Annotated in this window: 21 protein-coding genes and 1 tRNA gene; 10 read left to right on the top strand and 12 right to left on the bottom strand. The window is 68.7% G+C overall.

Features of this window, described 5'->3' with window-relative positions; genetic code table 11:
• Positions 1 to 3: 3 nt before the first annotated feature.
• Positions 4 to 984 (bottom strand): copper resistance protein B, encoded by a 981-nt coding sequence (locus NF699_09240; GenBank protein USU06822.1) that lies wholly within the window; start codon positions 982 to 984, stop codon positions 4 to 6.
• Entirely contained in the window at positions 981 to 2,747 is a 1,767-nt protein-coding gene (locus NF699_09235) for a copper resistance system multicopper oxidase (protein USU06821.1), read from the bottom strand. Before NF699_09235 ends, NF699_09240 begins: the two co-directional genes overlap by 4 nt.
• Before the next feature lie 126 nt (positions 2,748 to 2,873).
• Here NF699_09235 and NF699_09230 point away from each other — a divergent pair, with 126 nt between their 5' ends.
• Complete coding sequence (locus tag NF699_09230) at positions 2,874 to 3,137, top strand: hypothetical protein (GenBank protein ID USU06820.1); 264 nt, start codon at positions 2,874 to 2,876, stop codon at positions 3,135 to 3,137.
• A gap of 3 nt (positions 3,138 to 3,140) precedes the next feature.
• Here NF699_09230 and NF699_09225 read toward each other — a convergent pair whose 3' ends face one another.
• From NF699_09225 to NF699_09200, 6 genes are all read right to left on the bottom strand, one after another.
• Positions 3,141 to 4,001, bottom strand: coding sequence for a hypothetical protein (locus NF699_09225; protein ID USU06819.1), 861 nt, complete (start codon positions 3,999 to 4,001; stop codon positions 3,141 to 3,143).
• A gap of 15 nt (positions 4,002 to 4,016) precedes the next feature.
• On the bottom strand, positions 4,017 to 5,333 hold the full coding sequence (locus tag NF699_09220) for a sorbosone dehydrogenase family protein (protein USU06818.1): 1,317 nt from the start codon (positions 5,331 to 5,333) through the stop codon (positions 4,017 to 4,019).
• The gene (locus tag NF699_09215) at positions 5,330 to 5,761 is read right to left on the bottom strand and encodes a hypothetical protein (GenBank protein ID USU06817.1); all 432 of its coding nucleotides are present in this window, start codon (positions 5,759 to 5,761) and stop codon (positions 5,330 to 5,332) included. Before NF699_09215 ends, NF699_09220 begins: the two co-directional genes overlap by 4 nt.
• Positions 5,762 to 5,901: 140 nt before the next feature.
• Positions 5,902 to 6,108, bottom strand: coding sequence for a hypothetical protein (locus tag NF699_09210; GenBank protein USU06816.1), 207 nt, complete (start codon positions 6,106 to 6,108; stop codon positions 5,902 to 5,904).
• Between the two features lie 100 nt (positions 6,109 to 6,208).
• A complete protein-coding gene (locus NF699_09205; GenBank protein USU06815.1) occupies positions 6,209 to 7,018 on the bottom strand; it encodes a sialate O-acetylesterase in 810 nt (269 codons plus the stop codon).
• Positions 7,015 to 10,071, bottom strand: coding sequence for a DUF4982 domain-containing protein (locus tag NF699_09200; GenBank protein ID USU06814.1), 3,057 nt, complete (start codon positions 10,069 to 10,071; stop codon positions 7,015 to 7,017). Before NF699_09200 ends, NF699_09205 begins: the two co-directional genes overlap by 4 nt.
• A gap of 350 nt (positions 10,072 to 10,421) precedes the next feature.
• On the opposite strand from NF699_09200, the gene NF699_09195 reads away from it, so the two are divergent.
• The 7 genes from NF699_09195 to NF699_09165 all read left to right on the top strand — a co-directional run bounded on the left by NF699_09195 (position 10,422) and on the right by NF699_09165 (position 17,228).
• Entirely contained in the window at positions 10,422 to 11,414 is a 993-nt protein-coding gene (locus tag NF699_09195) for an AraC family transcriptional regulator (GenBank protein ID USU06813.1), read from the top strand.
• A gap of 234 nt (positions 11,415 to 11,648) precedes the next feature.
• On the top strand, positions 11,649 to 11,909 hold the full coding sequence (locus NF699_09190; GenBank protein USU06812.1) for a hypothetical protein: 261 nt from the start codon (positions 11,649 to 11,651) through the stop codon (positions 11,907 to 11,909).
• 57 nt (positions 11,910 to 11,966) lie between these two features.
• A complete protein-coding gene (locus tag NF699_09185; protein ID USU06811.1) occupies positions 11,967 to 13,346 on the top strand; it encodes a hypothetical protein in 1,380 nt (459 codons plus the stop codon).
• 4 nt (positions 13,347 to 13,350) lie between these two features.
• Entirely contained in the window at positions 13,351 to 15,180 is a 1,830-nt protein-coding gene (locus NF699_09180) for a type I secretion system permease/ATPase (GenBank protein USU06810.1), read from the top strand.
• Positions 15,177 to 16,505 carry an HlyD family type I secretion periplasmic adaptor subunit gene (locus NF699_09175; GenBank protein USU06809.1) on the top strand — a complete coding sequence of 443 codons (1,329 nt, stop codon included), beginning with the start codon at positions 15,177 to 15,179 and terminating at the stop codon, positions 16,503 to 16,505. Before NF699_09180 ends, NF699_09175 begins: the two co-directional genes overlap by 4 nt.
• Before the next feature lie 11 nt (positions 16,506 to 16,516).
• Positions 16,517 to 16,891, top strand: coding sequence for a hypothetical protein (locus tag NF699_09170; protein USU06808.1), 375 nt, complete (start codon positions 16,517 to 16,519; stop codon positions 16,889 to 16,891).
• Positions 16,892 to 16,943: 52 nt separating this feature from the next.
• Positions 16,944 to 17,228: a hypothetical protein gene (locus NF699_09165; protein ID USU06807.1), complete on the top strand. Its 285-nt coding sequence runs from the start codon at positions 16,944 to 16,946 to the stop codon at positions 17,226 to 17,228.
• 15 nt (positions 17,229 to 17,243) lie between these two features.
• On the opposite strand, the gene NF699_09160 is transcribed toward NF699_09165, so the two are convergent.
• Both NF699_09160 and NF699_09155 read right to left on the bottom strand, forming a co-directional pair.
• A complete protein-coding gene (locus NF699_09160; GenBank protein ID USU06806.1) occupies positions 17,244 to 17,690 on the bottom strand; it encodes a hypothetical protein in 447 nt (148 codons plus the stop codon).
• Positions 17,691 to 17,758: 68 nt separating this feature from the next.
• Positions 17,759 to 17,835 (bottom strand) — tRNA-Arg (locus NF699_09155).
• A gap of 122 nt (positions 17,836 to 17,957) precedes the next feature.
• Between NF699_09155 and NF699_09150 the strand changes: the two genes are divergently transcribed.
• Together NF699_09150 and NF699_09145 are read left to right on the top strand one after the other, a co-directional pair.
• The gene (locus NF699_09150) at positions 17,958 to 18,923 is read left to right on the top strand and encodes a prolyl oligopeptidase family serine peptidase (protein USU06805.1); all 966 of its coding nucleotides are present in this window, start codon (positions 17,958 to 17,960) and stop codon (positions 18,921 to 18,923) included.
• A 39-nt stretch (positions 18,924 to 18,962) separates the two neighbouring features.
• Positions 18,963 to 21,404 (top strand): glycoside hydrolase family 95 protein, encoded by a 2,442-nt coding sequence (locus NF699_09145; GenBank protein USU06804.1) that lies wholly within the window; start codon positions 18,963 to 18,965, stop codon positions 21,402 to 21,404.
• A gap of 31 nt (positions 21,405 to 21,435) precedes the next feature.
• Here the strand turns inward: NF699_09145 and NF699_09140 are convergent, their stop codons facing one another.
• Both NF699_09140 and pelA read right to left on the bottom strand, forming a co-directional pair.
• Positions 21,436 to 23,079 carry a hypothetical protein gene (locus NF699_09140; GenBank protein USU06803.1) on the bottom strand — a complete coding sequence of 548 codons (1,644 nt, stop codon included), beginning with the start codon at positions 23,077 to 23,079 and terminating at the stop codon, positions 21,436 to 21,438.
• Positions 23,069 to 24,352: a pectate lyase gene (gene pelA / locus NF699_09135; GenBank protein ID USU06802.1), complete on the bottom strand. Its 1,284-nt coding sequence runs from the start codon at positions 24,350 to 24,352 to the stop codon at positions 23,069 to 23,071. Before pelA ends, NF699_09140 begins: the two co-directional genes overlap by 11 nt.
• Positions 24,353 to 24,483: the final 131 nt, after the last annotated feature.

The raw sequence follows: 24,483 nt of genomic DNA, 5'->3' as shown, positions 1-24,483 counted from the left end.
CGGTCAGAACCAGGCGCGGATACCCAGCGCGAGTGAGACGCCACCGGTGCCGTCGCCATCGGCACGCGCATAGCGCACGGTCGCTCCGTAGCGGCGTTCCCACGATAGCCCGACATAGGGTGCGAATTCGCGCGTGACCTCGTAGCGCAGCCGTGCGCCGGCCTCGGCCGTCGACAGGCCGGCACCGATCCGGCTGGCAGGCACGTCCTGCGCGGCGAGATTCACCTCGACGCGCGGCTGGAGGACGAGGCGCTGGGTGATCCGCTGGTCGTACCACGCCTCCGCCCGCGCGAGGATATCGCCCTTGTCCGACAGGAACACCGCACCCTCAACATCGAACCAATAGGGCGCCAGGCCTTCGATCCCGACCGTGGCGTACGTTCGTGTGCCGCGGCCCAGGTCCTGCCGCAGACCGGCTTGCAGGTTCCAGTACGGGTCGATCGCCTTGGCATACAGGACCTGCACGTCCGCCTCGTCGATCCGATCGCCGAACGTCGCCTCGCCCTCGCTCTTGACGACGAGCCGGTGGATGTCGCCACCGAACCAGCCCTCGCCGTCCCAGCGATAGCCGTCGCGCCCGCTGCGCATCTGCGCCTCGGCGAGGTTGAGGACGATCTGGCCGAACCGCATGCCGCCGTGTTCGTCGCGCATCATCCGGTCCGCCCGCTGCATCGCGTCGGGATCGTAGTAGCGGCTCGCGGCGAGCGTCGTCGGCGGGGCAGGGGGGGCGGCGTCGCCCGCAGGCCGATCGGTGCCGACCGGCCCGTCGCCCGGTGAGGGCTGCGCGGCCGGTGGCAAGGTTGGCGTGCAATGGCCCATCGCCGCATGGTCTGGCGGACAGGGATCGGCGGGCGCCGCGGTCGCAGGTGCAGGACGCTGCGGTGCGGGCATCGTCATGCCGCCCATGTCGTGCGTCTGCGCGGCGGTCGGACACGACAGCGCCAGCAACAGGCCCGGCGCCAGTTTCGGGACGAGCAGCTTCATCCCGGGCTCCCGGCGTCGTCATCCGGCCGGATGGTGACGACCTGCATCATGCCCGCATGCATGTGGTAGAGCAGGTGGCAGTGGAATGCCCAGTCGCCGACCGCATCGGTCGTCACGTCGAAGGTGGCGGTGCCGCCCGGAGCGACGTTGATGGTGTGCTTGCGCGGCGCGTGATCGCCATGCCCCGTCACCAGTTCGAAGAAATGCCCATGCAGGTGGATGGGGTGCGCCATCATCGTGTCGTTGACCAGCGTCACGCGCACACGCTCGTCCCGGCGGAACGGGATCGGTGCGGTAACGGCGTTCAGCTTCACCCCGTCGAACGCCCACATATAGCGTTCCATGTTGCCGGTGAGGTGGATGCGCAATTGCCGCGACGGCGCACGAACGTCCGGATTGCGATCGAGCGCGATCAGATCGCGATAGACCAGTACCGTGTGGCCCACCTCGGCAAGCCCCTGCGGCGGTTCGCCGGTGCGGTCCACCGGCATCGGCGCGACGGTCTGCACCACCGGGGTTCGCGGAAGTTGGGGCGCGTTGGCGAAATCGCGCATGCCGTGACGCATCGCCGGCGTGGCGCCGGGCTTGCAATGCCCCATCGCCGCATGGTTCGGCGGGCAGGCCGCCGCGGCATCGTGGTGCATGCCGGCCATGCCGCCCATCCCCATATCCTTCATCGTCGCCAGCGGACGCGGGCGCAGGGCGGGGACCGGGGCGGTCATGCCGATCGCCGGGGCCAGCGTCGCGCGGGCCATGCCCGAACGGTCCCACGCTTCGGCGACCAGGGTATAGGCGCGACGATCGACCGGTTCGACGATGACGTCATAGGTTTCGGCGACGGCGATCTGGAACTCGTCGACCGGTACGGGCCGGACGTTCTGCCCATCGGCCTGCACCACGGTCAGCCGCAATCCCGGTATGCGGATATTGAAGATCGTCATGGCCGAGGCGTTGATGATGCGCAGCCGGACGCGTTCGCCGGGAGCGAACAGCCCGGTCCAGTTGTCCGCCGGGCCGTGTCCGTTGACCAGATAGGTGTAGGTCGCGCCGGTGACGTCCGACACGTCGGTGGGATCCATTCGCATCCCGCCCCACATGCGCCGTTCGCCCGCGGGCTGATCCCGCCCTGCGATCAGACCGGCCAGCGTCTGCTTCTGGTAGTTGAAATAGCCGCCCTGCAGCTTCAGCCGGCGAAAGATCGCATGCGGATGCAGCGGGCTGTGGTCGGACAGGACGATGACGTGTTCGCGGTCCGACGCAACCGGATCGGCGCCTTCGGGATCGATCACGATCGGGCCGTAATGCCCCATCTGTTCCTGCAACCTCGAATGGCTGTGATACCAGTAGGTGCCCGACTGGATCACCGGAAATTCATAGGTGAAGGTGGTGCGGGCGGGAATGCCGGGAAAGCTGATGCCGGGCACGCCATCCATCTGGAACGGCACCAGCAGGCCATGCCAGTGGATCGACGTGTCCTCGTCCAGCGTGTTGGTGACGGCGAGGCGCACGTTCGTACCCTGCCGTAACCGGATCAGCGGGGCGGGGACGGTGCCGTTGATGCCGATCGCATGAGATTGCCGCCCATCGATCGTCATCATCTGATGCGCGACCGTCAACGCGATGTCGGTACCGGACAGCGTCGACGATGCCCTGGGCAGTCCGGCCGACACCGGCTGCGCCCAGGCCGGGAGCCATGGAATCGCCAGCGCGCCACCGCCGAGCGTGGCGTTGCGCAGGAAGCGGCGGCGGGTGAAGCGGGTCATGCAGGTCCTTGGGCGACGGTGGCGGCGTTAGGGCGTTCGTGCGTCGTCGGCAATATAGGGCCGAAGAGTGCGCTTCGCCTGCGCCGGTCGGCTTGTGGTGCGGTATCGATCGGATACAGACGCCCGATGAACCTCGACGACCAGATGCGCCGCTATTTCGGCACCACCGATATGTCCGCCGTTCCCGCGGAGGCGCTGGCCGCCGGTATCGAGCATATGCGGGTCGATCTCGGCCTCGAACGCGACCGGTCGCGGCGTTTCGCGTTGTGGACCCTCCTGTACATGCTCGATGCCGCCCCGGCGCTGGACGTGGCGTTCGAGGATGCCGCCGATCGGGACGCGGCGCGAAATCTGATGGACCTGTCCGAGCGGATGACGCCGGAAGACTGACGGTCAGAACGTCGTCGTCAGCGCCAGTGTGACAAGCGGCACCAGCGTCGCACTCTCCGCATCGTCGCCGCCGATCCGGCGCAGCGTATCGTCGCGGACGATGCCCACGGCATCGGCGCGCAACCGCCACCGCATCGCGCCGACTGTGAAAGGATGGCTATAGGCCAGCCCGATGCTGCCGAAGCCCCCGGTCCCGGACTCCGCCTCGTAGAACCCGCCCCAGCCTGCGCCCAGCACGACCGGAACGGCGAGCGTCGGGCCGTCGTCGCCGGTGCCCAGCGGTAGCTCCGGCGCGATGCCAATCTGCGTGTAGACGCCGCCACCGCCTTTCGGCCGGATCGTCGCGGCGGCACCGGGGTGTAACGCCTTCCAGCCGGACGACCCGTCGATCGCGGCGGTAAGACTGGCCTCGTGCGTCGTGCCCGAAATGCCGTTCGGACTGGTCTTGATCGTATAGGCGGTGCCGACGGTCAGCCCCGCCATGGGGCTGGCGACGATGCCGATCAGGTTGTTGCTTTCGTACCAAGCGCGGGGCGAGCGTCGTTCGCCGGCAACGGGCGCATGGACCCCGTTGGAGGAGGTGCCGACCAGCCATAGATCGGCATCGCCGCCCGCACTGCGGTGCAGGTCGAATGCGAAGCCCAGCTGGACGTGCACTGGCAGCCGATCGAGATCGGCGGCATCGTCGTCATACCCGCCGCGGGCAAAATCGCCGTTGCGCAGATCGATACCGAACGTCGGATGCAGGCGCCCGCCTCCTGCGTCGAGGGTTCCCAGTCCGGCATCCTCCGTATCGATCGTCGGTATCGTTTGCGCGGCGACGCCACCCACCGGCGTCGCCAGCAACAACGGCAGCCAACGCATGGCCCTTGGCATGGATTAGCGCGTCGCGGCCGCGGGCGCGACCCGCCAAACCGTGTTGGACAGGTCGTCGGCGATCAGCAATGTCCCCGTCCGGGCATCGAAGGCGACGCCGACCGGGCGGCCGCGGGCATGCCCGTCCGGACCGATGAATCCGGTCACGAAGTCGCGCGGCTTGCCGTTGGGACGACCAGCCGAAAAGGGCACCCAGACGACTTTGTAACCCGCCAGATCCTTCCGGTTCCAGCTGCCGTGTTCGCCGATGAAGGCACCTTCGGTAAACGCACCGCCCATGCCGGCACCGGTGGTGAAACTGAGGCCCAAGGCCGCCACGTGCGATCCCAGACCGTAATCGGGCACCATCGCCTTCGCGATCATGTCCGGCCGCTGCGGATGGACACGCGGATCGGCGTTGCGGCCCCAATAGCTGTACGGCCAGCCATAGAAGCCGCCCGGCCGTACCGACGTCAGGTAATCGGGGACGAGGCGCGGTCCCAGTTCGTCGCGTTCGTTGACGACGCTCCAGAGCGCATTGGTACGCGGTTCGATCGCCAGCGCGGTCGGATTGCGGATGCCGGAGGCAAGCACGCGATGTGCGCCGCTGATCCGGTCGATTTCCCAGATCACGGCGCGGTCTTCCTCGACCTCCATGCCGCGTTCGCCGACGTTGCTGTTCGAACCGATGCCGACGTACAATTTGCTGCCGTCCGCGCTGGCCGCCAGCGATTTGGTCCAGTGATGATTGATGCGCGAGGGAAGCCTGGTGACCTCCTGTCCCGGCGTCGCGATCCCGGTGACGCCGTCGCGATACGGGAAACGCAACAGCGCGCCCTGATTCGCGACGTACAGGTCGCTGCCGACCAGCGCGAGACCGTAGGGTGCATCCAGCCCGTCGATCAGCACCGTCCGCACCTCTGCGCGACCATCGCCGTCCGCGTCGCGCAACAGCGTGATGCGGTCGCCGCCCTTCACGCCGGTGTTGCCCAACCCCTTGATATAGCCGGCGATGACGTCTTTTGGCCGCAGCTTGGGGGCATGTCCGCCCTTGCCCTCGGCCACCAGAATATCGCCGTTGGGCAGGACCAGCATTTGCCGCGGAATCTTCAGGTCCGTCGCCAGCGCGGTGATGCGGTATCCCGCCGGCACCGTCGGCAACGCGCCGTCCCATCCGGCCGGTCGGGCGATCTTCATCGGCGGCACCAGCGTCTCGTTCTGCGCCGGCAGCGTCGGGGAGGCGCCGGTCTGATCCAGATCGGCGGGCTTGCTGCCGCAGGCGGAAAGCGCAAGCGTGGCCGTCGCCGCAGCGAGCGCGATCGTTTTGAACCGGCGCGTCATCGTGTCGCCCTCCCGATGTCGCGTGACGAAAAGCCGATCCAGCCGGCCGCCAGCGCGCAGAGCGCCGACATGATCGACAGGATCAGTCCGAAGGCGCCAACCGAGCTCCACGCGTCGCGGCTATGCTGGAAGGCGTTGACCAGCCCGATCAGCCACATCGCCGCGACCAGCGCGAGATAGGTCAGCGCCGGTCGCGATGCCGAACGGAACCGCAGTGCCGCGATCACGATCGCCCACAGCACCACCGGCGCTCCCATGATCAGCGCGCCGGTGATCGCCCACGCCGAAAAGTTCGACCACTGCATCTCGGCGCTGTTGAGATAGGTGATGTCGGTCGCCACCGCCGTGCTGAACAGGGCGATCGGAAACGCCAGCAACAGGGCGTGCAGTGGATGCAACAGGGTTCGGGACGTCGGACTGGGGGGCATCGGCTTCTCCATCCGCGCCCATCGTCGGCCGGAATGCGAAAGCGTAAGTCCCGAACGACCCTTATGGTTTCAACGACCCGATCGAAGGCTACGCGCCGGTGCCGTCCGACGATGGCCCGACGCGCGCGATCCGGTCGGCCTCAGTCGCGTGCGATGCCCCGGCCTGCGACGGTTTCGTAGCCGGACAGCTCATCGCCGACCGCGACCTTCGCCGCTAGATCGTCGGCGCGCGCCTGATCCTTCGCGGCGCGCTTCGGATCGTCGGGATTCCCGTCGGGATCGGCTGCGCCGACGTTGGGCGTATCGGGCATGTAAAGGACGGGCTGTTCGTTCTGGTCGTCGGCCATGCGTCTGTCTCCTCGTTATGGTTCTTCAACGCCCGTGCGGTCGACCGGTGCCGCACGTTCGTCCGGCATTTGCCGCGACTGGTCGATGACGGGGGCGAGGTCAGCGGCATCCCTCGCGTCGCAGCCGTGTCATCGACCCTGCCAGCATTGTGCCCAGCCGCTGTTGTGCGCGGGTGGCGAGGTGCAGGTCGTCGGCATTGTGCGGCAGGCCGGCGGCAGAGACGCCGTCGGTGCAGGCAATTTTCAGGTGCGTTTGCTGGCGCTGGATGTCGGTCCAGCCGGGATAGCGGTCTGCGTCGCGTACCGGGCGGTCGGACAGACTGACGGCGGATACGGCCAGCTGCGGCATTCGCAGATCGCGCCGGAATGCCGTCACGAGATCGGCGAAGGCGGCGCTCCAGCGTGCCGCCGTCGCCACGTCGCGCGCGTCGGACTCTCCCTGATACCAGAGCATGCCGGCGATGCGGCCTCCGGCCTCGCGCGCCCGCGCGATGCACGATCCGTACAGCGTCGACCGATCGCCGCCCGGCGCCCATTGCGCCATCGACGAGCCTCCTTTCGCGCAGGGCACCAGCACGATGGCCCGACCATGGCGTCGCAGCATCGCGCGGGCGAAGGGTAGGCCGGGGCCGACCGCAGCCTGCCGGTCCGCCGATACCGCGTCGACCTGACCCGAGGCGTCGTCAAGCGGATCGAGCGCGACACGCAGCGTGCCGTCGTTGCCGTATACCGTGATCCGCTCGTCGGCGACGCGATCCGTGGTCGACAGCTCGGACAGCGCGCCGCGTCCCGACATATTGGACTGGCCGGCGAGGATATAGACCTCCGCCTCGACCCGCGACGCTGCCGGACCCGTGGCGGGAGCCCCGATGGCGACGAAGCCGGCGATCGCGACGTGGCGGACGATCACGGCCGCGTCGTCGCGACGGGGCCGTGGAAATCCGCTTCGACGATGCCCAGCCGCCACCCCGCGGCGACCGCATCGGCGCCGGTGTCGCCGGCCTGTCGCGCATTGCTCACCTCGACGATCTTGCCGAAGGCGTCGCGGTCCTGTGTCGGCGCGGTCTGGGTGATCCGCAGCACGCGCCCGGTGGCAGCGGCGAAATCGATCGCGGCATAGCCCAGCTGCCGCTCCGTCGTCCCCTGCCATACCGGGCGGCCATCCAGCGTGATCCGCAGCGGATAGCCACGCTGACGCCAGCCGACCAGCTTCAGCTCGATCGCGTTCAGCGTCACCGGCGTGTCGAACCGATATTCGATCCATGCGGTGTCCGGCTTGCCGTCGCTCGCCCAGCGCGACAGCTCGTTGTCGTCGACCGTCCTGTCGGCATCGGCCTGCGCCGATCCGGCGACGATCCGGGTCGGCCGCACGGTGCTGCGCGTGACGCGATAGGATGGGCCGGCCGGCGTCGGACCGCGGGTGAGCAGGCCCGGCTGCGCCGCCTCCGCGAAGTCGCGCGACAGACCGCCCGATGTCGGCGCGGCGGCGACGGTGGGGATCGTCAGCGTCGCCGGCTTCAGACCCCGCGCCGTCGCGGTCACCCGCACCGTGCCGCGCGTCATTCCCGCGCGCAGCAGGACGCGGTTGATCCCCGCCTCGACCGGCAGCGTGCGCGACAGGATGTAATTGTCCTCGGTCCGCGCCGTACCCGCGGTCGGCGTGGTGCCGGGCACCGCTTCCGCCTGAACCGCGACAGCGCTGCGCGGTGTGCCGCTGCTGTCGCCCTGCGCGATGCCGCCGCGCCATTCGGCGGGTCCGTCGAGCGTGAAGGCGATCCGGTCGTTCGCGGTCGGCACCCGTCGGCCGCGGGCATCGACCACCTCGACGTCGACCAGCGCGATATCGGCGCCGTCCATCACGAAGCCGCGCGGCGAGACGTGCGGCACCAGCCGCAGCGCCACCGGCGCGCCGGTCGTCTCTACGCTGTCCGCCGACGTGCGCCCGTCCGCATGCGTCGCGACCGCGCGCAACGTGCCTGCCTGCCATGACACGTCCGGCCAGGTGAACAGGAAGCCGCTCGATCGCTGCCCGCGACCCAGCGACCGGCCGTTGAGGAACAGCTCGACGGCGTCGCCGTTCGATACGACGCTGACGGGCTTCGCGGTGCCGGGCGGGTAGGTCCAGTGGCCGATGATGTGCGTCGCCGGCGTCTCCGGATCGACCCAGCCGTTCCACATCACCCGGTGCGCATGATAACCCTCCTTGGGCAGCCGCACCGCGTCGACCTCGCCCGACCGGCGATAGTTGTTGTCGCCGCGATAATGCGTGTTGCTGTCGGACCAGATGATGTTCACCCCGCCCGAACTGACGCGCCGCCCGGTGCCGGGGCGGATGCGGTAATAATCGTACCAGCGCCGCACGTCCTCGATTCCGTGGCTGTCCTGGTTGCGGTTATAGTCCGGTGCATCCTTTTGGAACGGCGGCGTCTGTTCGTCCTGATACAGCCGGGCGCCCTCGTCGCGGCTGTATTCCATCGCCCACATCGGGATGTGCGCGCTCTTGTTGATATACAGCATCTCGCCGCCATATTCCGCGACCTTGCTGTCGAGCATCTCGCGCGATCCGATCGCGCGACCGCCGTGCGGATCGTAGCGATCGCGGATCGCCTTCATCTCGGCCATATGCGCTTCGCTGATGCTCTCGTTCCCGCTTTCGTAGAACAGGATCGAGGGGTTGTTCCGGTTGTAGACGATCGCGTCGCGCATCTGCTCCTTGCGCTGGTCCCAGCGGCGACCCTCGACGTCGCGTTCGGCATCGCCCGCCGGCATCGCCTGCGGCAAGCCGACGCGATCGGCGGATTCCACGTCCTGCTTCGACGGCGTGATGTGCATCCAGCGCACCATGTTGCCGCCGCTCCCGACCATCAGCGCGTTGGAGAAATCGCTGATCCACGGCGGGATCGACACGCCGACGGCGGGCCATTCGTTCGACGTGCGCTGGGCATAGCCGTGCACCTGCATCACGCGGCCGTTCAGCCGGATCATGCCGTCGGCGAAGTGAGTCGAGCGGAATCCGGTCAGCGTATCGACCGCGTCGATCGGCCGGCCGTCGGCGATCAGGCTGGTCGTCACCCGATAGAGATAGCCATAGCCCCAGCTCCAGAAATGCAGGCCCGACAGCCGGCCCTGCGCGGTCAGCGTGCGCGTCTCGCCCGGCGCCAGCGTTGCGCTGCCGCCGTCCAGCCGCCCGACGACGCGGCCGTCGCGATCGCGGATCTCGGCACGGTACGCCACCGTCCTCGCCCGCGCGTCCTCGTTGCGGACCTGCGTTTCGGCGTGGATCGTCGCGGCGTTCCCGACGTGATCGAACGCATCCGCCCAGACGTACGAACCCGTGGTGCCGAGATCGGAGACCAGAGGCAGCGTCTGATAGGTACGCGCGGTCAGGTGCAGCCGGACGTTCCTGGTGATGCCGCCGTAATTGACGTTGAAGTTGCGGTCGTTCCACTGAAAGGCGCTGCCGGTCGCGCGCTCCTTGTAGCCCCAGTCGTTGTCGACGCGCACCGCGATCACGTTGCCGCCGGGCTTCAGCGCTGCCGTGATGTCCGCACCGAACGCCATCGCGCCGCGTTCCGACAGCACCACCGACTGGCCGTTGACCCACACTTCGGCCGCCTGCCGCACGCCCTCGAACTCGAGGAACGCCTTGGCCGTGCCTGCGTCCTTCGGCAGCGTGATCGTCTTGCGATACCAGATGATGCCGGTCGACAGGTCCTTGATATCGCGCGCGAACGCCTCCTTCTCATTGAAGGCGTTGGGAAGGGTGGCGGTCTGCCACCCGCGATCGTCGAAGTCCGGCCGCTCGGCGCCGCGCATGTCCCCGACGATCGTCCGCCATCCGGGATTGAGGTTGAACGTGCGGCGCGGCGAGGCGACCACCGACGATGCGTCGTGCGCCGCGGCGGGCGCGGCGGCCGCCGCGATGGCGATCGCCGCTACGGTCGTAAGGGCGTGAACGCGCATCACAAATTCCCGATGTCGATGTCGTGGGTTCGGTCCTGCAGACATGCGATACCGTATGCCAGTCCGCGCAATTGGGCCAGTCCGCGCAATCGGGCCAGTCCGCGCAATCGGGCCAGTCCGCGTATCCCGATCGGCAGCGAATGGCCCGGATTACCGGGACGCCATAGCAGGACCGGCCGGCGGATATCGCTGCAACGAATGTGGTTAACGAGCGATTTACCAGACCTTGACCGAGTTAAAGGCGAACCTTTTCAAGGTCCTGCACAACATCGTCCATCGAACACGCGTCCATCGTCGCCGGCAGGGGGGCGATTGGGGCGCACAGGCGCAAGAGGATGGCATCGGCAGGCATGGGTGCTCCATCGCTGTTCAAGACGGTGCTGAACACCCTGGATGCCGCATCGCTGGCACTGACGGTCTGCGACGTGGCGGCGGACGTGCGGGTGTCCGCCCTGCTGCCCGACAGCGTGGCTGCCCTGCTGGTGATCGACGGGACGATGTATCTCGATCGCGGCGGCGAGCGGCAGGTCTTTCGCGCCGGCGAGATGGCGATGATCCCGGCACGCGAACGGATCGTCATATCGGCATCGACCCGGGCGAAGGGACGGGCGCTCGACTGCCGCGACCATCTGGTGAAGCGGGGCAGCTGGCTCGTGTCCGATGCCACGCGCGGGGCGCGGTGCACGTTGCGTGTGGCTATGGTGAAGATCGATGGCACCCGCGCGCAATGGTTGTCCGGCGCGCAGCGGGTATCGCTGACCGCTGACGAGGATGGCGCCCGCCTGTTCGCGCTGCTGCACCAGCAGTTCGACTGCACCGATGCGGGAGCACCTGCGCTGGCGCTGTCGCTGGTCGGCGCGTGCATCGTGCAGGCGCTGAAAACCTCGTCGGGCGACGATCCGGCGCCGGCGGCGGATCAGCCGGCGCGCAGTCCCTCGCTGGAGCGCGCACTCCGCCTGCTCCATGTCGATCCGGGGCAGGCGCACACGACCGACACGCTGGCCCGGGCGGCGGGGATGAGCCGGTCGACGTTCATCCGGCAACTCGCACGCTTCGCGCACACCAGCCCGATGGAATATATCCAGCGGGTTCGGCTGGAACAGGCGTCGATCATGCTCCGCTCGACCGAGGCACCGGTGAAAGCCGTTGCGGCGGCGATGGGGTTCCGCAGCCGCAGCCATTTCTCGCGCATGTTTCGCGCGAATTACGGCATCGATCCGAGCGCCTATCGCGTCACGAGCGCCCGGCGGCACGTTCCCGACCGGGAAAGCCCCGACCGGGAAAACCCAAACTGGAAAAACGACGCCGATTTCGTCGATAAGGGTGCCCCACCGACGCATTGACGTGCCTGATCGTGTCGAACCGTGATGCCGCGATCATCGTCGCCAGCATCGCTCGACCCGGACGAAGGGCAGCTTGGTCCTGCCTCGTTACGTCGTCGTCATCACTGCCGCAGCGCAGTTGCCGGTGCGTATGCAGCCGGCGTCGGCCGGAACGGGAATTGTTCTCCGAAGGTTTTAACCATGCGACCCACGAGGATCGTGAATGTAAATCGATCAATGACTTAGGAGGTAGAAATGCCCGGTCTTTCGAACATCTTCGGTAGCGACAACAGCGACAGCAGCAGCACCGAATCCAACAGCCTCGACAACGTTCTGGACATCAACAGCACGTTGGGACTCGATGCCGATTCGTCGCAGTCGAGCTATGATCAGGACGAGGATGGCAACATCTCGGCCCAGCAGAGCGACAACAGCTTCGGTCTCGACACGAGCACGGACGGGTTGCTGTCGTCGGTCAGCGACACCTTCAACTCGAACGACGAATCGACGTCGTAATCGACTGGACGGCAAGGGAGGGTCGCGTCGCGGCCCTCCTGTTGTCGTGAGCGGCCTATGCTGACGCCTCCCCTGTTCCAACCGGGCAATCGCAATCTGGGCGGGTCGATCACCGACTTCAGCCTGTTCGGCGGACAACCGGCTCTGAACGTGAATATCGGCAGGGCCGGCCAGCGACCTGCCGACGTCGACCCGATCGACGAGGCGGCGACGACCGCAAGCGCTGGTGGCCCGGCGCCTGATCGTGTTGCGCCCGCCGGCGACGCTCCCGCTGCCGCGGCACCGGTCGAGCCGGTCGCTGGCGATATCTCGCAGGCCCCGCCTGCCGTTCCTCTTATTCTTCAGGCTGCGACCGCCCAGGGTGAGCCCGCGTCCGCACCCGAACCATTGCCGCTGCCCGCGGCGATCGGCTCGTCATCCGTTTTCACACCGCCGACGATCCTGTCGGACGATGCCTTGCCGCCCGCGACCGGCGATACACCGGCGTCCGTCATGCCGATCGACGGCGTCTCGCCGCCTTCCGTCGTCGCCGACCTGTCCGCCGGCGGCGTAGGGTCGTCAATATCCGCGCCGTTGCTGGATACGGTCGGGACCATCGCCGGTGCGACGATCGGCAGCATCGACGCGGTGGTTGCACCTGCCGTCGATGCGGCGGCGGCCACGATAGACGCCGCAACGGACGATGTCGGCGACCTTGCGACCGATGCCGTGGTCGCCGTCGGCAATGTCGCTGCCGACGCGCTGACCGCCACGGCCGATCGGACGACGGCGGTGCAGGATGTCGTCACGCAGGTCGTCGGCGCGGCCGACGCGGCGGTCGCCGACATTCCGGTCGTGTCCGATATCGTCTCCCCTGTGGTGGCCCCCATCGTCACCGATATCGTTCAGCCGGTGACCGCGCTGGCGACCGACCCCATAGCGGATGTCGCGACGACAGGCGCGCAGGCGGTGGAAACCGTGACCGGAGCAGTGCCCCCGGTCGTCGCGGCGGCGGCCGATCTGGTCGATACGCTGGCGACGGAAACCGCACAGGTGGCTGCTCCGGTCACCGACACCGTTGCGACGACTGCCGTCGCCGCGACGGGGGTGGTCGGCGATATCGCAGCCACCGCCGTGGACATGACGATCGGTGCGGCAACCGATGCTGCTCCCGTGGCTGGGCCTGCTGCACCCGCGCCGACCGTCACCGACCTGTTCACCGGCAGCGATCCCGCGGGGGGCATCCAGACATTGGTGGGGATGGTCCAGGCCGCGGACACGTTCGATCTCGGCCATGTCGATGCACCGGCCGCCACCGTCGGTGCGGTCGGTTCGATCGTCGACGCGCTCGCGTCCGATACCGCGGAGGATGGCGCGCTGCTCGGCGGTGACGATGCCGCGGGGCATGCGGCCGATCTGCTCGACCTGCACCACGGCCCTCTGGGAGGATTGGGATAGACGCATGACCGCGACCACGTCTGCCGATCTGAATTCGAACGAGCTGCGCGACGCGCAGGATCAGGCTGCGCTCGCCAGTGCGCAGGTGATCGCGCTCGACAGCGCGGTCCGCGCCAGCGAACTGGATTCGGGTGATGAATTCGCCTCCGCGCTGCGCCAGTGCAAGCGGCTGATCTGGACCGCCGCCGGATTCAGCGGTGCGGTCAACCTGCTGTTCCTCGCCTCGCCGATCTACCTGACCGAAGTCTACAACCGGGTGATCCCCAGCGGCAGCATCCCGACGTTGGTGTCGCTCAGCATCGGATTGCTGATCGCGCTCGCCACGATGGGATTCTGCGACGCCATTCGCGCGCGCATCCTGATCCGTGCGGCGGCGCGGCTCGACCGTATTCTGGCGCATCGCGTGTTCCAGGCGATCGTCCAGCTCGCCCCGCGCAACGGCGCCGTGTCGCGCAATGCGCAGATGCTGCGCGACCTCGACCAGTTTCGCAGCGCGCTGGCCGGTCCGGGCGCACAATTCTTCTTCGACGTGCCGTGGATGCCGCTGTTCCTGATCGTCCTGTTCCTGATCAGCCCGATCCTCGGCGGGGTCGCCACCGGCGGTGCGCTGCTGCTGCTGACCCTCGCCATCGTCAACAATCGGGTGACGCGTGAAGGATCGGAACTGGCGCAGGCCGCGGCGACGCGCAGCTATCGCTTTACCGATGCGGTGGCGCGGTTCGCGGGACCGGTGCGGGCGATGGGGATGGAAGACGCGCTGTCGGTGCACTGGCATATCGATCGAGAGACGATGATGCGGCGGCAGGCGGAGGGCAGCGATCGCGGCGCCGGCATGTCGTCGCTGTTCAAGTTCGTCCGGCTGGTCATGCAGAGCGCGATGATCGGCATCGGCGGCTGGCTGGTGGTCGAGGGCCGGATGCTGCCGGCCAGCATCTTCGCCGCCAATGTGCTGCTTGGCCGCGCGCTCGCGCCGCTGGAGATCGCGGTGACCGGATGGCGATCGATCGGTCAGGCGATATCCGCCGGCCGGCGGGTGCAGACGTCGCTGTTGCAGGCGCCGCCGCCGCCGGGTCGCATCGACCTGCCCGACCGCGACGTCGACATCGTCGTCGACAATGCGAGCTATATCCCGCCCGGCGCACGCCAGCCCGCGTTGCGCAGCATCAGCCTGACGATCGGGGCGGGCGAGGTGGTGGGCGTCGTCGGGCCCAGTGGCGCCGGCAAGAGCTGCCTTGCCCGGATGCTGGTCGCGATCACCAGCCCCAACAGCGGCAAGGTCACGATCGGCGGGATCGAGGGGCGCAACTGGACCCCGGAATACCTCTCCCGCTACGTCGGCTACCTGCCGCAGACGGTCGGGCTGTTCCCCGGCACGATCCGCGAGAATATCGCGCGCTTCACCAAGGCGAGCGATGAAGAGGTCATCACCGCCGCGACGCGCGCCAACGTCCATGACATGATCATGGCGCTGCCCGACGGCTACGAGACGCAGCTGGACGAAGGCGGCGCAGGTCTCTCCGGCGGCCAGCGTCAGCGCATCGGCCTTGCCCGGGCGATGTTCGGATCGCCGCGGCTGCTGGTGCTTGACGAACCCAACGCCCACCTCGACACCGATGGCGAGGAGGCGCTGGCCGCGGCCCTCGCAACCCTGCGCAGCGAGGGGTCGACGATCGTGCTGATCGCGCATCGCCTCAACCCGATCGCGCACGTCGATCGCGTGCTGGTGCTCAACAAGGGCGGCCTGCAACTCGACGGTCCGCGCGCCAGGGTGTTCCGCAAGGTCAGGACCGAGATGGTGCGATCGATCGCCCGCGAACCGGTGGAGGCGGTATGAAGCTGGACTTCCTCGCGGCCGGCGGCGCCGGTGCCCCGTTGCCGCGCCGGCTGGTGGCCCGCCGGATGCGCCAGCTCGACATCCGCCCGCTCGACCATGCCGGCGGCACGATCCGCGCGGGGCTCATCGCGCTCGGCCTGTTCATCGCGCTGATCGCGGCCTTCGCGCTGCTCGCGCCGATCTCGGGCGCGGCGATCGCATCGGGCGAGGTCACCGTCAGCGGCGACCAGATCGCGATCCAGCCCGCCGCACCGGGTATCGTCACGCAGGTGCTGGTCCGCGAAGGGCAGGCGGTGCGCGCGGGCCAGCCGCTGGTGCGCCTGAACGGCGTGCGCTCCGGCGCGCAGCTGCGGCAGGCACAGGCGCAGCGCGACGGGCTGCAGGCACTCGAGGCGCGGCTGATCGCCGAGCGCGACGGCAAGGCCGCACTGGTGTTCCCCGCCGACCTGACCCGCCGCGCCGGCGAGCCCGAGGTCGCAGCGGCGATGGCATCGCAACGCATGATCTTCGCCCGGCATCGCTCGGTGCAACAGGCGGACCGCAGCAGCAGCGAGCAGGACCTGTCCGCCTCGCGCGTCAAGCAGGACGCGGCGCGGCGGCAGCTGGCGCTGATCAACGACGAACTCGCCGACTACCAGATGCTCTACAAGCGCGGTTTCGCTCGGCTGACGACGATCCGTTCGCTCGAACGCAACCGGGCGCAGCTGGAGGCGGAGGTCGGCACCGGCATGGCCGCGGTGCGTCAGGCGGAGATCGCGCGACAGCGGCTGCGCGACACGCAGACGCTGGACACCGTCAGCCAGCTCAACCAGGTCCAGCAGCAGCTGGTGCAGGTCGGGTCGCAGCTCGACGTGTCGAAATATCTCGCCGATCAGGACATGGTCCGCGCGCCCGCCGCCGGTCGTGTCTCCGGCGTCGTGCCGATGGGGCCGGGCATGGTGATGGGCAGCGGCCGGACGATCATGGAGATCGTACCCACCGGCCGCGCGCTGATCGTCGAGGCGCGGGTCAAGCCGCAGGACATCGACGACGTGCGGCTGGGACAGGAAGCGACGATCCGCTTCTCCAGCGTCAACCCGCATGGCCAGACCGCGTTCAAGGGACGCGTCGTCACCCTGTCGCCGGCGCGCATCGAACAGAACGGCACCGCCTTCTACAAGGCGCAGATCGTGCTCGACGAGCCACAGGCGGCGCGCCGCGAAGGGCTGACGCTGCAACCCGGCATCCCGGCGACGATCAACATCAAGACAAAAGAGCGGACGCTGTTCGACTACCTCTTCGCGCCGTTCACCGACGCCATGAGCCGCAGCTTCCGCGAGGAATAAGGAGACGAGACATGGCAGGTTTTCTCACCCGCATATTCGATTCGGACGAGGCGCAGGCCTCGGACGGTACGCTGGGCACCCTGGCGCAGGATCAGGCGCACAATCAGGATGCGGATCAGGGCGCGGGCGGCACCGACCAGAGCGCCGGCAGCCAGAGTGCAGGCAGCCAGAGCGCCGACAGCCAGAGCGGCAGCGTCGATGGCGGCCTGACGCTGGACGTCGATCCGACGATCACGCTGCACAGCGAGATGGGCGGCACCTATTACGGTCTGGACGGGTCGGAGACGACCTGGTCGCGCACCGACGACGTGACGCTCAGCGTCGATCTGGAGGCCACCGCGAACCTCGTCGGCACCATCACCCAGGAATTCACCGCGGACGGATGACCCGACCGGTCCGGTGCGCGACATCCACATCCATCAATGAGGGAGAATGATCATGGCAGGCCTGTTGACTGATATGTTCGGGGGCGGTGCGGAATCGGCGAACGAGATCGTGCCCGTATCCTCGCTGGATCAGGCACCGCAGACCGACGGCGACGGATCGGGAATCGACGGCGAACCCGCCGGCTTCGACACGGCGTCGTTCGATCCGGCGGCCCGTGTCGCCGGTGGCGAGGGTAGTGACGAACTCGGCATTCCGGATGCGGCCATGCCGGTCTTCATCGGCGAACCGACGCCCGGGCTCAACGAAGCGCAATTCGGCGACGATATGGCGATGTAGCGCGGGACGCGCCGTTCAGTCGTCCGCGTCGGCGAGCGCGGCCTCGACCTCCGCGATGCTGATGCCGAAGGCACCGGCAAGCCCGGCGGTCGACGCGCCGCGCTTCGCCAGTTCGCGCATGCGGGCGACGTCCATCACCGTCGCATAACCGCGGGTATCGCGCTGTTCCCGCACCACGTCCTTGCGGCCCGACCCGCGGCGCCGCTGGGCAGCGGCGGCATGGGGATCGCCGCTGGCCGATGGCATCTCGGCCGCGCGCCGTTCCTCGCGCGCCCGCTCCCGCGCCTGCGCCTCCGCATCGCGGTCCGTCGCACGCGTCTCCAGTCGCCGGGTAATGGCGGCGGCGCGATCCTGCGCGCGCGCATCGCGCGCCTGTGCGCGCTGGGTCGCGCGCGCAGCCGCCGTGTCGTTCGTCCTGATCCGGAACCCGGTGGATCCGGTTCCCCAGCTTTTGTCTACCAACGTCCACCTCGTGCGATCACAGCGATGCGATCGCGCAAGGGGCGCGATGCGGCATATGGTTCGGTATGTGGTGCGCCCGGAACGATTCGAACGTCCGACCCTCAGATTCGTAGTCTGATGCTCTATCCAGCTGAGCTACGGGCGCTTGGGAAGAGCGCGCCTAGAGCGAAGCGCGCGCCGGGGCAAGCGTTCGTCGCGAAAGGTTGTGGATAATTGTCGACGGACGGGATGGTTGACGGTGACGGAGCATGATCGCACGATCGGATCATGATCCGGTCCCTGCTGTCGTCCCTCGTCGTCCTGTGCATCCTCGCCGTCGGCGCGCTCTGGGGAAGCGGGACCGCGGCGGCGGAGGCGCGCTGCCCGTTGCGGGCGGGTGCCGGCAGCGTCGCACCGGATGGCGGCAAGCCCGCCGCGCTGCACGTGCCGGCCGGCTGGACCGGCGGGCCGCTGCCGCTGGTGATCCTGCTGCACGGCAGTACCGCGACCGGTGCGCAGATGCTCCGCGATTCGCGGCTTGCGGACACCGCCGACACGAACGGCTTCCTCGTCGCCTATCCCGATGGCGGTATCCCGGTGAGGACCGGCTTCGTCTGGAACATTCCGGGTGTCCCCACCGTCGAGGGCACGATTCCCGGCCCTCGCGCGCGTGACGACGTCGCCTATCTGACGGCGCTGGTCGACCGGCTCGTCGCAGAGGGATGCGCCGATCCGCAGCGGGTCTATGTCACCGGCCTGTCCGGCGGCGGACGGATGACCTCGTGGCTGGGCTGCGTCGCGCCGGAGCGGTTCGCGGCGATCGCCCCGGTCGTGGGCCTGCGCGCGGGCAATCCGCTGCCTGCCGATCCCGACCGGCCCGATCCGCAATCCTGTCGCCCGCGGACGCCGGTGTCCGTGATCGCCTTTGCCGGCGACAATGATACCACCAATCCGATCGCCGGCGGCGGCGCCGGCTACTGGCGTTACACCATGCACGCGGCCGAACAGCGTTGGGCGCAGATCAACGGATGCACCGCCGCGCCGGTCACGCGGCGGATATCGCCGACGGTCTACGAGGAGCGCTACGGGAATTGCCGCAGCGGGACGGAAGTCGTTGCCCGTATCACCGTCGGTGGCGGTCACGCCTGGGTCGTCGACAACGATGCGCTGTGGAATCTGCTCTCGCGCCACGTCCGCGCCGACCGAAGCGGCAGGATAATCCGATCGCGTCATTCCTCGCTTGTCACACAATGATACCGCTATCATACTGCAATCAAAAGCAGGAGAGATGGCATGTCCGATCATATGGGCCCGATCAACCGGCGTGATGCCGTGGCGTTGCTTGCCGCCGGCGCCAATCTGGCCGTCCCGGCCGCCGCTGCGGCAGGGGCCGGGCGAACCCCGTCGGTCGCGTCGCCGGATACGACGATGCTCTGGTATGCACAGCCTGCCGCGAGCTGGGTCGAGGCGCTGCCGGTCGGCAACGGGCGGATCGGCGCGATGGTGCATGGCGGGACGGATCGCGAATACATCCAGCTGAACGAGGATACGATGTGGGCTGGCGGCCCCTACGATCCCGCCAGCCCCGATGCCCTCGCCGCGCTGCCGACGGTGCGCGCGCTGATCTTCGCCGGCCGCCACGCCGATGCGCAGGCGCTGATCGGCGACAAGGTGATGGCGCGGCCGGTGCGGCAGATGCCCTATGGCACGATCGGCACGCTGGTGATCGCCAGACCGGATGCACCCGCAACGCCCCCGCCGACGCCGGCGTCGCGCGGGCTGACCAGCATCGTCACCCCCGCCGATGCACCCGCACCGGTCGCCGGCTATCGGCGCGAACTCGACCTCGACACGGCGACCGCGACCACGCGCTGGTCCGCCGGCGGCGTCACGTACCGGCGCGAGGTGATCGCTTCTCCGGTCGATCAGGTGATCGCCATCCGCCTGACCGCCGATGCGCCCGCCGGCATCGACGTCGACCTGTCGTTCACGACGCCGCTGAAGCAGGGCCGGATCGAACCGGGACGCGACGCGGAGATGGTGCTGGCAGGCCGCAACGACATGGCGAACGGCGTCGCCGGTGCGCTGACGTTCGATGCGCGCGTGCGGGCGATCCCGACCGGCGGAACGCTGACGCGCAACGGCGATACGCTGGCGGTGCGCGGCGCGCGCGAGCTGGTCGTGCTGATCGCGATGGCGACCAGCTACCGACGGTTCGACGACGTCGGCGGCGATCCGGCGGCGATCACCCGCGGACAGATCGATCGCGCGACGGCGCACGGCCATGCGCGGATCGCGCGCGAGGCGGTGGCGGCGCATCGCGCGCTGTTCCGCCGCGTCTCGCTCGATCTTGGGCGCGGCGCCGGCGCGGACAGGCCGACCGATCGCCGTATCCGCGATGGCGAGAGTGGCGGCGATCCGGCGCTGGCGACGCTTTATTTCAACTATGCCCGCTACATGCTGATCGCCTGTTCGCGGCCGGGCAGCCAGCCGGCCAATCTGCAGGGACTGTGGAACGACAGCGTCAGCCCGCCATGGGGCGGCAAGTACACGATCAACATCAACACGCAGATGAACTATTGGCCTGCGGAGGCGACCAACCTGCCGGAATGCGTCGCGCCGCTGGTTGCGATGGTCCGCGATCTGGCGGTGACCGGCGCCCGCACGGCGAAGGTCATGTACGGCGCGCGCGGCTGGGTGTGCCACCACAACACCGACCTGTGGCGCGCGACCGCGCCGATCGACGGGCCCGCGTACGGCATGTGGCCGACCGGCGGCGCATGGTTGTGCACGCATCTGTGGGACCATTACGATTACGGCCGCGACCGGCGCTATCTCGCCTCGGTCTATCCGCTGATCCGCGATGCCGCCCTGTTCTTCGTCGACACGTTGCAGACCGATCCGGGCACCGGATTTCTGGTAACCAATCCATCGCTGTCGCCAGAGAACAATCATGGGCACGGCGGATCGGTCTGCGCCGGCCCGACGATGGACATGGCGATCCTGCGCGACCTGTTCGCGCAGGCGTCGCAGGCGGCGGCCATTCTCGGCCGCGATGCCGATCTCGCCCGGACGTTCGACGCGACGCGCGCGCGGCTGGCGCCGTTCAAGGTCGGGCGGGGCGGGCAGTTGCAGGAATGGCAGGCGGACTGGGATGCCGATGCCAAAGACCCGCACCATCGCCACGTCAGTCACCTGTATGGCGTCTACCCCGGCGGGCAGATCGGCGTCCGCAGCACGCCCGCGCTCGCGGCGGCGGCGCGGCGATCGCTCGACATCCGCGGTGACGAGGCGACCGGCTGGGCGACGGCGTGGCGGATCGCCTTGTGGGCGCGGCTGGGCGATGGCGAGCGTGCGCACCACATCCTGCGGTTCCTGATCGGGCCCAAGCGCACCTATCCCAATATGTTCGACGCGCATCCGCCGTTCCAGATCGACGGCAATTTCGGCGGCGCGGCGGCGATCGCCGAGATGCTGATGAGCAGCACCGGCGACGACATCGCGCTGCTGCCGGCTTTGCCGCGTGCCTGGCCGACCGGTTCGATCCGCGGCCTCCGCGCGCGGGGCGCCTGTTCGGTCGACCTTGCGTGGCAGTCCGGCCGGCTCGCCTCGGCGACGATCACGTCCACGGTCGCCGGACAGCGCACGCTGCGCTGCGGCGATACGACGCGCGTGGTGACGCTGACGCCGGGGCGGCCGGTCCGGCTGGTCGGGCCGGACCTGCGGATCGCGTGACGGCCAGCGCGGGACGGCCCGCGCGTCACGGTCAGCGCGCCGCGATCGCTCGGATCAGCACCCCCATGTTGCGCACGAACGCCTCCGTGCTGATCCCGCGCTGCGGCTCGGGGTCCGGATAGGGCGAGGTGTCGGTCGCGTCGCCGACATAGGTCTGCGCATAATTGCCGGGCGTGGGCCGCGGGTCGCCATTGCGCGTGTAGCGGTGGCTGGTGTTGCGCAGGGGCGTCACCCAGCGGCCCTCGGCATCCAGATCGGCCAGCACGGCCGCCACCTCGGCCGCCGATGGCGCCGTCGGCGGCGTATCGGCCTTCAACTCGGCAAAGCCGATCGGCGCCAGCGTCACGTATTTCGGCAACGCGCGCCGCCCGGCCTTCAGCGGCGATCCCGCCGTCGCCTCCGCCACCGGCAATGCCGCCAGCCGGCTGTGCCGCGCGCGCAACCGGTCGACGTCGATCGCGCGGAACGAGCTGTAATGCGCGATCGTGCCGACCGGGTCGTCGTTGTGATAATAGGCGCCGTTGACGACGTTGGATCCGCGGCGATGGATGTACATCGGCTGGTTGCTGCCGATCGCGACGAAGGTCGGGCAGCGCCGCTTCGGATCGATCGCGGCGGGCAGGCGGATCGACTCCAGCCAGTTGATCGCTTCCGGCAGGCGGCGCAGGAATGCCGCGTCGCCCGTCAGCTCGTAGAAATCCATCATCAGCGCGACGTTCGCCGCGGTGGCATGCGACACCAGCGCCTTCGGCTCGTACGTCCGTGCGCCCGCCGGCTTCAGGTCGGCGACGCTATGCTGAAGGCCCCATGCCGGCTGCGGCATCGGCTGTTGCGCGGCGATGAAGCACTGCATGCCGCGCGCGATCGGGTCCAGCACGCGCCGGTCGCCCAGCGTCTGCCAGACCATCAGCAGGAACGCGATATTCTCTGCCGCGACATCGTCGTTGAAGGTGATGCAGGACGTATAATCGGGCAGGCCGTGGTGGTGGAACTCGTCGCGCAGCGGGAAACGCTGCGGCCAGCCGCCGACCGGATACTGGCTCGCCAGCATGAAGCCGATCGCCTTGTCGAGTGCGGGGCGGAACCGGGCGTCGCGCTTTTCCAGGTACATGCGCAGCAGGAACTTGGCGCAATCCGCGGTGCAGCCGTCGTCGAACGTGGCGTTGCCGTAATAATGCTGGAATTCCTCCAGCCGCCACGCATTCCTGCCGATCGTGTCGTACCAGCGCCGGGTCGATGCGTCGCCCGCAAGGTCGAAATGATAGTTCCAGCCGCCGCTCTCATGCTGCCCGCGAACCAGCACATCCGCCGCCGCCGCCGCCGCCCCGTAAAAATAGGCGTCCCCGGTCGCGCGATACGCATCGAGGAATAGCTGCCCCATCAGCGGCGTACCGGGATTCTGGATCCAGACGCTGGTCGGATAGGCCTCAAGCTCGCCCCATTGCCGCCCACCGTCGAGGGCGATCTGCCAGACATAGCCACCCTGGTGGCTCACCCGTTCGACCATGTGCCGCGCCGCACGCAGCATCGCGGCGGTGATCGCCGCGCGGTCCGGCGCGACATCGGCGGCGCACACCGCTGCGGCGGCGCCGGCCAGCGCCACCGCCGCGCTGCCGGCGAGCAATCCTCGCCGCGTGATCGACCGCGTGATCGCGGCCTTCGGCTCAGGCGCCATGACGCTGCTGCCACTTGGCATAGGCCGCGGCGACGCCGGTCCCGGCGGTGCCGAACCAGGAATAGCCGTTGCGCCGTTCCAGGCTGATCTCGTTGACGTCGTCGTGGATCGAACGGTCGCGATCGCCGAAGACCGGCTTGCCCGTCGCCGGATCGTAGAAGCGCGCCCATAGCGGCTCGGCCCCCGCTTGCGCGACCAGCCGCCGCCCCTCCGGACCCGACGATTTCGCCCACGCCGTGTCGCGCACCGCATGCGACGCGAACCACGCCGCGCCGTCCGTGATCGCCTGCCGCATCGCCGGCGACGGATCGGGCTGCGCCATTAGAAAGCGGAGCAGCGCCGCGCTTTCCGCGGTCGCCAGCGCGATGGGTTCGAAATTGCGCGCACCGACCGGCTTCCGGGTCAGCGGATCATATTGCTGCGCCCAGATCGCCTTGCGCCCTTCGGACGTGATCTGCGTCGCCAGCATCGTCGCGATCGACCGCGCCGCCGCGTCGCGCGCCCCGGTTCGCACGTCCGCCGGCACGAAGGCATAGTCGCCCGTGCCCGCCGCGGTCCGCTGCAACAGCGCCGTCGCCTTCACCATCGTATCGTCATTCAGCGTCAGCGCATCGTGATAGCCGCCCTGCAACGGAAACACCTGAGGCCAGCCGCCGCCGGGGAATTCCGCGGTCAGCAGATAGCGAATGCCCCTCAGGAACGTCGCCCGATAGCGTTCCCCCGCCGCACCCGGCCGGCCCGCCTGTACGCGCGCCAGGAACGACAATTCGGTGGTGGTCGCGTCATTGTCGAGCGTACCGATGAAGCTCCACCCGCCGGCCCCGTCCGCCGCGGCATAGATGCCCGCCTTGCTGTCGAAGGGCAGGTACATCTGCCCGCGCGTCCGCGGTGGTGCGGTGCGGTCCTGGTTCTTGCCCCAGCCGCCGGTCGGCGTCTGATAACTGACGATATTGTCGGCGACAGCCTGCGCCGGCGCGGTTGCATACCAGCCGGCATCGGAATCGAGCGGCATCGTCTCCGCCTTCGATTCGGGCGGCGGCGTCGGGATCGTGGTCAGGCCCGCGCGCTCGGCGGCCAGCGCGGCCTTGTCGCGCGCCATCGCCGCGGTCGATCGCGCCAGATATGCCTGCCACGCCGCGCGCGCATCTGCGGGCAGGGCGGACAGCTGCGCCGCGCCGAGCGACGGGGGCGGCGTCATGTGCCCGACGACCGCCGCGGCCAGCGGCGATGCCATCGCGGTCAAGCCTATGAGAAGCCCCATCTTCCGTGTCATCAGCGCATCCTTCCCTCGATTTCGTCAGCGTCGTTGCGCTGTCGTGACACCGGTAGCAATATCTGCTTGCCAGTTGCAATGAATCGCGTAAATTTAGCGCTACCATAGAGTTCGGCAGAACCGGTGAGGGA

Source organism: Sphingomonadaceae bacterium OTU29LAMAA1 (assembly GCA_024072375.1).
Taxonomy (GTDB): domain Bacteria; phylum Pseudomonadota; class Alphaproteobacteria; order Sphingomonadales; family Sphingomonadaceae; genus Sphingomonas.
Note: the sequence above shows the minus strand (reverse complement) of the source record. Positions and strands in the feature narration are given on the sequence as shown.

Bases quoted from the DNA above. Each gene is read 5' to 3' on its own strand.
- NF699_09240 (USU06822.1), bottom strand. From the start codon at position 984: ATGAAGCTGCTCGTCCCGAAACTGGCGCCGGGCCTGTTGCTGGCGCTG.
- NF699_09235 (USU06821.1), bottom strand. From the start codon at position 2,747: ATGACCCGCTTCACCCGCCGCCGCTTCCTGCGCAACGCCACGCTCGGC.
- NF699_09230 (USU06820.1), top strand. From the start codon at position 2,874: ATGAACCTCGACGACCAGATGCGCCGCTATTTCGGCACCACCGATATG.
- NF699_09225 (USU06819.1), bottom strand. From the start codon at position 4,001: ATGCGTTGGCTGCCGTTGTTGCTGGCGACGCCGGTGGGTGGCGTCGCC.
- NF699_09220 (USU06818.1), bottom strand. From the start codon at position 5,333: ATGACGCGCCGGTTCAAAACGATCGCGCTCGCTGCGGCGACGGCCACG.
- NF699_09215 (USU06817.1), bottom strand. From the start codon at position 5,761: ATGCCCCCCAGTCCGACGTCCCGAACCCTGTTGCATCCACTGCACGCC.
- NF699_09210 (USU06816.1), bottom strand. From the start codon at position 6,108: ATGGCCGACGACCAGAACGAACAGCCCGTCCTTTACATGCCCGATACG.
- NF699_09200 (USU06814.1), bottom strand. From the start codon at position 10,071: ATGCGCGTTCACGCCCTTACGACCGTAGCGGCGATCGCCATCGCGGCG.
- NF699_09195 (USU06813.1), top strand. From the start codon at position 10,422: ATGGGTGCTCCATCGCTGTTCAAGACGGTGCTGAACACCCTGGATGCC.
- NF699_09190 (USU06812.1), top strand. From the start codon at position 11,649: ATGCCCGGTCTTTCGAACATCTTCGGTAGCGACAACAGCGACAGCAGC.
- NF699_09185 (USU06811.1), top strand. From the start codon at position 11,967: ATGCTGACGCCTCCCCTGTTCCAACCGGGCAATCGCAATCTGGGCGGG.
- NF699_09180 (USU06810.1), top strand. From the start codon at position 13,351: ATGACCGCGACCACGTCTGCCGATCTGAATTCGAACGAGCTGCGCGAC.
- NF699_09175 (USU06809.1), top strand. From the start codon at position 15,177: ATGAAGCTGGACTTCCTCGCGGCCGGCGGCGCCGGTGCCCCGTTGCCG.
- NF699_09170 (USU06808.1), top strand. From the start codon at position 16,517: ATGGCAGGTTTTCTCACCCGCATATTCGATTCGGACGAGGCGCAGGCC.
- NF699_09165 (USU06807.1), top strand. From the start codon at position 16,944: ATGGCAGGCCTGTTGACTGATATGTTCGGGGGCGGTGCGGAATCGGCG.
- NF699_09150 (USU06805.1), top strand. From the start codon at position 17,958: ATGATCCGGTCCCTGCTGTCGTCCCTCGTCGTCCTGTGCATCCTCGCC.
- NF699_09145 (USU06804.1), top strand. From the start codon at position 18,963: ATGTCCGATCATATGGGCCCGATCAACCGGCGTGATGCCGTGGCGTTG.
- NF699_09140 (USU06803.1), bottom strand. From the start codon at position 23,079: ATGGCGCCTGAGCCGAAGGCCGCGATCACGCGGTCGATCACGCGGCGA.
- pelA (USU06802.1), bottom strand. From the start codon at position 24,352: ATGACACGGAAGATGGGGCTTCTCATAGGCTTGACCGCGATGGCATCG.